The sequence below is a fragment of the Gluconacetobacter sp. genome, assembly GCF_047721585.1.
Classification (GTDB): Bacteria; Pseudomonadota; Alphaproteobacteria; order Acetobacterales; family Acetobacteraceae; genus Gluconacetobacter; species Gluconacetobacter dulcium.
Genome location: NZ_JBDNXE010000048.1, coordinates 23,605 through 29,895, shown reverse-complemented (window position 1 = coordinate 29,895; position 6,291 = coordinate 23,605). Strand labels below are relative to the sequence as shown.

Annotated in this window: 4 protein-coding genes and 1 pseudogene; 1 reads left to right on the top strand and 4 read right to left on the bottom strand. The window is 66.2% G+C overall.

Annotated elements, in window-relative coordinates:
- Window positions 1–107 precede the first annotated feature (107 nt).
- Window positions 108–1,850, top strand: a complete 1,743-nt coding sequence (lpdA, locus tag ABF821_RS10705; RefSeq protein WP_415529994.1) for a dihydrolipoyl dehydrogenase — start codon at window positions 108–110, stop codon at window positions 1,848–1,850.
- A 113-nt stretch (window positions 1,851–1,963) separates the two neighbouring features.
- Here the strand turns inward: lpdA and ABF821_RS10700 are convergent, their stop codons facing one another.
- The 4 genes and pseudogenes from ABF821_RS10700 to ABF821_RS10685 all read right to left on the bottom strand — a co-directional run bounded on the left by ABF821_RS10700 (window position 1,964) and on the right by ABF821_RS10685 (window position 6,287).
- Window positions 1,964–2,290: a zinc ribbon domain-containing protein YjdM gene (locus tag ABF821_RS10700; RefSeq protein ID WP_182973121.1), complete on the bottom strand. Its 327-nt coding sequence runs from the start codon at window positions 2,288–2,290 to the stop codon at window positions 1,964–1,966.
- Window positions 2,291–2,539: 249 nt separating this feature from the next.
- Window positions 2,540–2,895, bottom strand: a pseudogene (locus ABF821_RS10695) (transposase); the annotation flags it as partial.
- A gap of 143 nt (window positions 2,896–3,038) precedes the next feature.
- On the bottom strand, window positions 3,039–4,334 hold the full coding sequence (gene purD / locus ABF821_RS10690) for a phosphoribosylamine--glycine ligase (RefSeq protein WP_415529993.1): 1,296 nt from the start codon (window positions 4,332–4,334) through the stop codon (window positions 3,039–3,041).
- A gap of 108 nt (window positions 4,335–4,442) precedes the next feature.
- Complete coding sequence (locus tag ABF821_RS10685) at window positions 4,443–6,287, bottom strand: glycosyltransferase family 4 protein (protein ID WP_415529992.1); 1,845 nt, start codon at window positions 6,285–6,287, stop codon at window positions 4,443–4,445.
- Between the last annotated feature and the right edge of the window lie 4 nt (window positions 6,288–6,291).

Here is a 6,291-nt window from a genome sequence, read left to right as displayed (position 1 = left end):
CCCCCCCCGGCGCCGGCCGCCGCCGGGGGGGGCCCGCCCGGGGCCCCGGGGGCCGGCCGGCCCGCCCCGCCGATCTGATTCCGACGCAGCGAACGCAGGACAAGAAGATGACCATTGAAATCAAGGTGCCGACTCTCGGCGAGAGCGTGACCACGGCCACGATCGGCAAGTGGCTGAAGCAGCCGGGCGACAGCGTTGCCGCCGACGAGCCGGTGGTGGAACTGGAGACCGACAAGGTCAGCGTCGAGGTCGCCGCGCCGTCGGCCGGCCGTCTGGGCGCGCATGCCGTGGCCGAGGGTGACGAAGTGGCCGTCGGCGCCGTGCTGACCACCGTCGAGGACGGTGCCGGCGCCGCCCCGGCGAAGCCCGCCGCCGCCAAGCCCGCCCCGGCGGCGAAGCCTGCCGAGGCCAAGGCCGCGCCGGCTCCCGCTCCCGCCGCCCCGGCGGTCGCCCCTCCGGCCGAGACCGATTACGATGTGATCGTCATCGGTGCCGGTCCCGGCGGTTATGTCTGCGCCATCCGCGCGGCGCAGCTCGGCTTCAAGGTCGCCTGCGTTGAGAAGCGCGCGACGCTGGGCGGCACCTGCCTGAATGTCGGCTGCATTCCCTCCAAGGCACTGCTGCAATCGTCCGAGAATTTCCATGCCGCCGGCCATGATTACGCGGGCCATGGCATCCTGATCGACAGCGTCAAGCTGGATCTGAAGCGGATGATGGCGCGCAAGGCCGAGGTGGTCGATGCCAACGTCAAGGGCGTCGAATTCCTGTTCAAGAAGAACAAGGTCACCTGGCTGAAGGGCTTCGGCAAGCTGGAAGGCACCGGCCGCATCACCGTTGACGGCAAGCCGGTAACGGCGAAGCACATCGTGATCGCCAGCGGCAGCGACAGCGCCGGCCTGCCGGGTGTCGAAGTCGATGAGAAAGTCGTCGTCACCTCGACCGGCGCGCTGGAACTGTCGGCCGTGCCGAAGAAGCTGGTCGTCATCGGCGGCGGCGTGATCGGGCTGGAACTGGGCAGCGTGTGGCACCGTCTGGGCGCCGAGGTCACGGTGGTCGAATATCTCGACCGTCTGGTGCCGGGCACGGATGGCGAAATCGCCAAGCAGTTCCAGCGTATCCTGACCAAGCAGGGTCTCCAGTTCAAGCTGGGCCACAAGGTTACCAAGGCCGAGAAGACCGGCAAGGGCGTGACGCTGACCGTCGAGCCGGCGGCCGGTGGCGCTGCCGAGACGCTGGATGCCGATATCGTGCTGTTGGCGATCGGCCGCACCGCCGCCAGCAAGGGCATGGGCCTGGAAGAAGCCGGCGTGGCGCTGGACAAGCGCGGCCGCGTCGTGACCGACGCGCATTACGCGACCAGCGTGCCGGGCGTGTATGCGATCGGCGACGTGATTGCCGGCCCGATGCTGGCGCACAAGGCCGAGGATGAGGGCGTTGCCATCGCCGAGATCCTGGCCGGCCAGGCGGGCCATGTGAATTACGATGCCATCCCCGGCGTCGTCTACACCTGGCCGGAGGTCGCGACTGTCGGCCGCACCGAGGAAGACCTGAAGGGTGCCGGCGTCGCCTACAAGACCGGCAAGTTCCCCTTCACCGCCAACGGCCGCGCCCGCGCCATGGGCATGACCGACGGCTTCGTGAAGGTGCTGGCCGATGCCACCACCGACAAGGTGCTGGGCGTGCATATCATCGGCCCCGGCGCCGGCGAACTGATCGCCGAAGCCACGCTGGCGATGGAATTCGGTGCTTCGTCGGAAGACATCGCCCGGACCTGCCATGCCCACCCGACGCTGAGTGAAGCGGTCAAGGAAGCGGCGCTGGATGTGGAGAAGCGCGCGATCCATATCTGATCGCACGTTCGCGTTCGTTTCTGTCGCGCCCGGTCATTTCGATGGCCGGGCGTTTTTTTTGTGCTTTGGACAATAGAAGACGAAGAGCCGGCTTTGTCCGGCCCTGTGTTCGTTTATGCCTTGCGCAGGAACTCGGCTTTCAGCATGTAGCCGCCCGCTTCGACCGCATGGTCGCCGCCGCGCAGGCGGATGTTCTTGATCTTGGTGCCGACCTTCAGCGTCGTTGACGAGCCTTTGACCTTCAGATCCTTGATGACGACCACGGTGTCGCCGTCGGCCAGTGCGACGCCGTTGGCATCGCGGACCGTTTCTTCCGGCGGTGCCGTATCCGCGATCTCGACGGGCCATTCATAGCCGCACGTATCGCAGACATGGTTCGTACCGTCGATATGCGTTTCGTCCAGAGTGCATTGCGGGCAGGCGGGTGCGGTGGTGCTCATGAAACGGGGCTTAATCCTGCGCCATCTGACATGCAATCCCTGGTGCGGAACAGAAATCACTCTGGAGGGGAAGGCCGCCAGCCGCTTCCCGTGGGATGAGAGCCTGTTCTGGAAATACACGCTGGACGCGACATTTTGGGTCGCTCTTGCCCTTCACCCCACATGTCCAGACAGGTTCTGAGAATGTCTTCTCTCCCTGGGAACGAGACACAGCGATTGAGAGTCTGATCCGAAAGTTTTTCGAGGATGACAATGTTTTGCGGCTCTGCGGGTGAGCATTCGGATTGATGCGATCAGGGTCCATGCGTTTGATGAGGCTATGGACTTTTCCCAATCTTTGGCGCGCCGCCGGCAACGACCCGGCCAGGCGAATGTTCGGTCAACGACCCAACGGCACCTCGAACAGTCCGGCATCACGCCACACATAAAAGTAACGTCGGACCGTCGAGACCGGTGGAAAGCATTTCGGCAGGTGACGCCACGCACACCCGCCTGACGCGATATAAAGCATGGCCTTGACGACTTCGCGCATGTTTGTCGTTCGAGGGTGTCCGCCTCGCCACAGGCGCGAATGGCAAGACCAAAGCCCACTCCGCGTCCGTCATTGCGGCGTGATCCATGAAACGCCCGATCATCCAGAAGATCTGTAGAAAACTGATCTCCTACCGCCCATCCGTGTGGCAGTAGAAAAAGGCACCGGATGTTCCGGGCAGCGTCATCATGGGGATGACGCTGCCTGCGGCGGGTTTCAGTGGGAGGGGTTTTCGGTCGCGGCGCGCAGGGCGCGGTCGCCGATATCGCGCCGCCAGATGGCGTCTTCCCAATGGATGGCGGGGATGGCGTTGTAGGCGCGGGAGCGGGCTTCACCCAAGGTGGCACCGGTGGCGCAGACGGTGAGGACGCGGCCGCCGGCGGCGACGAGCTGGCCCTGGTCGTTCCGTTTGGTGCCGGCATGGAAGATATGGACGCCGGGCTGGGCTTCGGCCTGTTCCAGCCCCGTGATCACGCCGCCGGCGGCGGGCTTGCCGGGGTAGCCGCGCGCGGCGAGGACGATGCTGATGGAGTGATCGTCGGAGAAGCGGATGTCCGCCGCGTCCAGCGTGCCGGCGGCGACCGAGGCCAGGGCCGGCAGCAGGTCGGATTGCAGGCGGATCAGCAGAGCCTGGGCCTCGGGGTCGCCGAAGCGGACGTTATATTCGATCAGTTTCGGGCCGTCGGCCGTCAGCATCAGGCCGGCGAAGATGACGCCACGGAAAGGTGTGCCACGCCGGGCCATTTCCGCCAGCATCGGGCGTACCAGCAGGTCGAGCGCGGCTTCCTGCCTTGCACGGTCGAAGCCGGCGGGGGGCGAGACCGCGCCCATGCCGCCGGTGTTGGGGCCGGTGTCGCCCTCGCCGATGCGCTTGTGGTCCTGCGCCGCGCCGATCAGCACGGCGGTTTCGTCGGCGCAGAAGGCGAACAGCGACACTTCGTCGCCCATCAGGCATTCCTCGATCACCACCGACTGTCCGGCGGCGCCGAGGGTGGCATCGTCCATCATGGACCGGATGGCCTCTTCGGCTTCCGCGACCGTCATCGCGACGACCACGCCCTTGCCGGCGGCCAGGCCGTCGGCCTTGATCACGATCGGCGCGCCACGGCGACGGACGAAATCCAGCGCCGGGGCGGCCGCGTCGAACCGTTCCCAGCGGGCGGTGGGGATGGATGCGGCGTCGCAGACTTCCTTGGTGAAGCTCTTGCTGCCTTCCAGTTCGGCGGCGGCGCGGCTGGGGCCGGCGCAGGGGATGCCGGCGTCGCGGCAGGCATCGGCCAGGCCGGCGACCAGCGGGGCTTCGGGGCCAGGCACCACCAGGTCGATCCGCTCGGCCTTTGCGAAGGCCACCAGGGCCGGTACGTCGTCGACGGCGATGGCGACGTTGGTGCCCAGTGCGGCGGTGCCCGGATTTCCGGGCGCGATGAACAGGGCCTCCAGCGCAGGCGAGCGCGCGATCGCTGCCGCCATCGCATGTTCCCGTCCACCCGATCCGACCAGAAGCACCCGCATCACGTTACCGTCCCTGTTGCTGACATATCTGATATCCCCGGCTGTCCGGGGAGGCCGTCTCTATCATACCCGGCGCGGCGGGACGATGTCCTTTGCGGCGGCGCGGGGTCATGACCGGCGTTTCCGCCCGCGTTTCACGAGCCTGTCCACGGTTCTTCCCAGGCCGGCGAGCAGGCTGCGCCGCTCGGGCGGTCGTGGCCCGGCGCGCCGGATGGTGACGCCGCCGAAGGAAAGCGCGGCCGAAAAGGGCTTGGAGAATGCAACGCGGAATTCGGTGGTCGGATCGCCGGCCGGCAGGTCGAAACGCAGCGTAAAGATTGTGGATGGCCCGATTGTCGCGGCACGCAGCCGGTGCCTGCCGACGACGCCGCCGGGCATGCAGAAGACGTCGATCACCACGTCGCTGGCGAACGGGTTGCCGGCAGGGTCGATGACGAGATCGAATACGACCTCGAAATAGCCTTTCGGCAAGGTGAGATAGGGTCCGAAGATCCGGTGGCCGGATGGGTAGGGGCCGGCCGCGAAGTCCAGCCTGCCGTCGACCAGTTTGGAATCGCGGCCAGTGAACAGTTCCGCCCCGAAATGGAGCTGCCCCTGCGTTGCTGGCGCTCCAAACGCCGCGGCATGGAGGGCCTCCCGCCCCTCTGTGAGATCGCGGAACATCCGGAGATCGTGGAACGAGACGAGATTGCTGCCGCTGTCATGCAGCACAGCGGTTTCGAGCGCGTCGATCGCGGGCGGCTGGCTGCCGCGTGCGGTCTCGCCCGCGCGCAGCAACCAGCCGCCGAGGGCTTTTTCGATGTCGGGCGTCAGGGCGCTGGTGTCCTCCGACAGCGCGCGCAGCCTGGCCATCGTCGTCTCTCGGTCGTTTTCGGCCAGACGGCGGAGACCTTGCGTGATCTGGTCGCGCACCACGCGCGGGGAATAATGTTCGCGGATATGCTGCTGGGCGTCGAGGACCTGACTGTGCACCAGCGGGTCCGCAAGGCTGGCCACGGCGGCGGCGAACAGGTTCAGGTCGTAATGCTGGAAGGCCAGCGGATGCTCGGCGAGAAGGGAGTCCAGCGCCGTATTGCGCCAGGCGACGACCGGCAGGTCGCACCGCATGGCCTCGAAGACGGGCAGGCCGAATCCTTCATGCTCGGAGAGGCAGAGAAGTGCGTCGGACTGCCTGTAGAGCGCGCTGAGTTCGGCTTCGGAAATCTCGCCCAGGAAACGGACATCGACCTGGAGCTTCGCCGCGAATGCCGCGATGTCCTTCTTGACGTCATCTTCTCGGCCGGCGAAGCGCACGATGACGGGGCGGCCGGTGAGGGCCGCGACGCGCCGGGCGATCGCCACGATGGAGCGATGGCCCTTATGGGCCACCACGCGGCTGACGAAGACGAGATTGATCGGCCCTTCCTGCGGGAAAATCCGGTGCCGCGGCGTGCTGTCGGGGTTTGTCGCGGCGGTCAGGTAACGGCTTGCGGGGAAGACGGTCGTGCATCGGCCGGGATCGCCGCCCAGGGCTGCGAACTGGTCGCGTGTGAAGTCCGAATTGACCCAGAAACGCAGATGCGGTGCCTGTGCGAGGGCAACGATGTTTTCGAATCCTGCGAGCGTATGCGACAGGTGCGTGGACTGGGAGAGGTAGAACCACGGCGCGGTGTTGTTGTGCCAGCGTATGACCGCGCGGGCAGGGCGCCCGCGCAGGAAATCGTCGATCGCCGGCCATGCGCCGCAATAATGATAGATGATGATGCCATCGGGGTTTTCGTCGCACCATGCGTGGAATTGGGGCAGGTCCTCGATCGGCACGTCGGGGTGGCGGGCCTGGTCGAAACGCTCGGCGAACAGGCGGGCTGTTTCGCCGCCCGGCATGTCGCGCAGGAGACGATATTGATAGACGCAATCGAAGCCGATCGAGTCGCTGATTTCGAACAGGCCCTGAACAAGGAAAGCGATTTTCATGAAT

Coding starts and splice junctions, on each gene's coding strand:
- purD (WP_415529993.1), bottom strand. CDS start 4,334: ATGCGGGTGCTTCTGGTCGGATCGGGTGGACGGGAACATGCGATGGCG.
- ABF821_RS10685 (WP_415529992.1), bottom strand. CDS start 6,287: ATGAAAATCGCTTTCCTTGTTCAGGGCCTGTTCGAAATCAGCGACTCG.
- lpdA (WP_415529994.1), top strand. CDS start 108: ATGACCATTGAAATCAAGGTGCCGACTCTCGGCGAGAGCGTGACCACG.
- ABF821_RS10700 (WP_182973121.1), bottom strand. CDS start 2,290: ATGAGCACCACCGCACCCGCCTGCCCGCAATGCACTCTGGACGAAACG.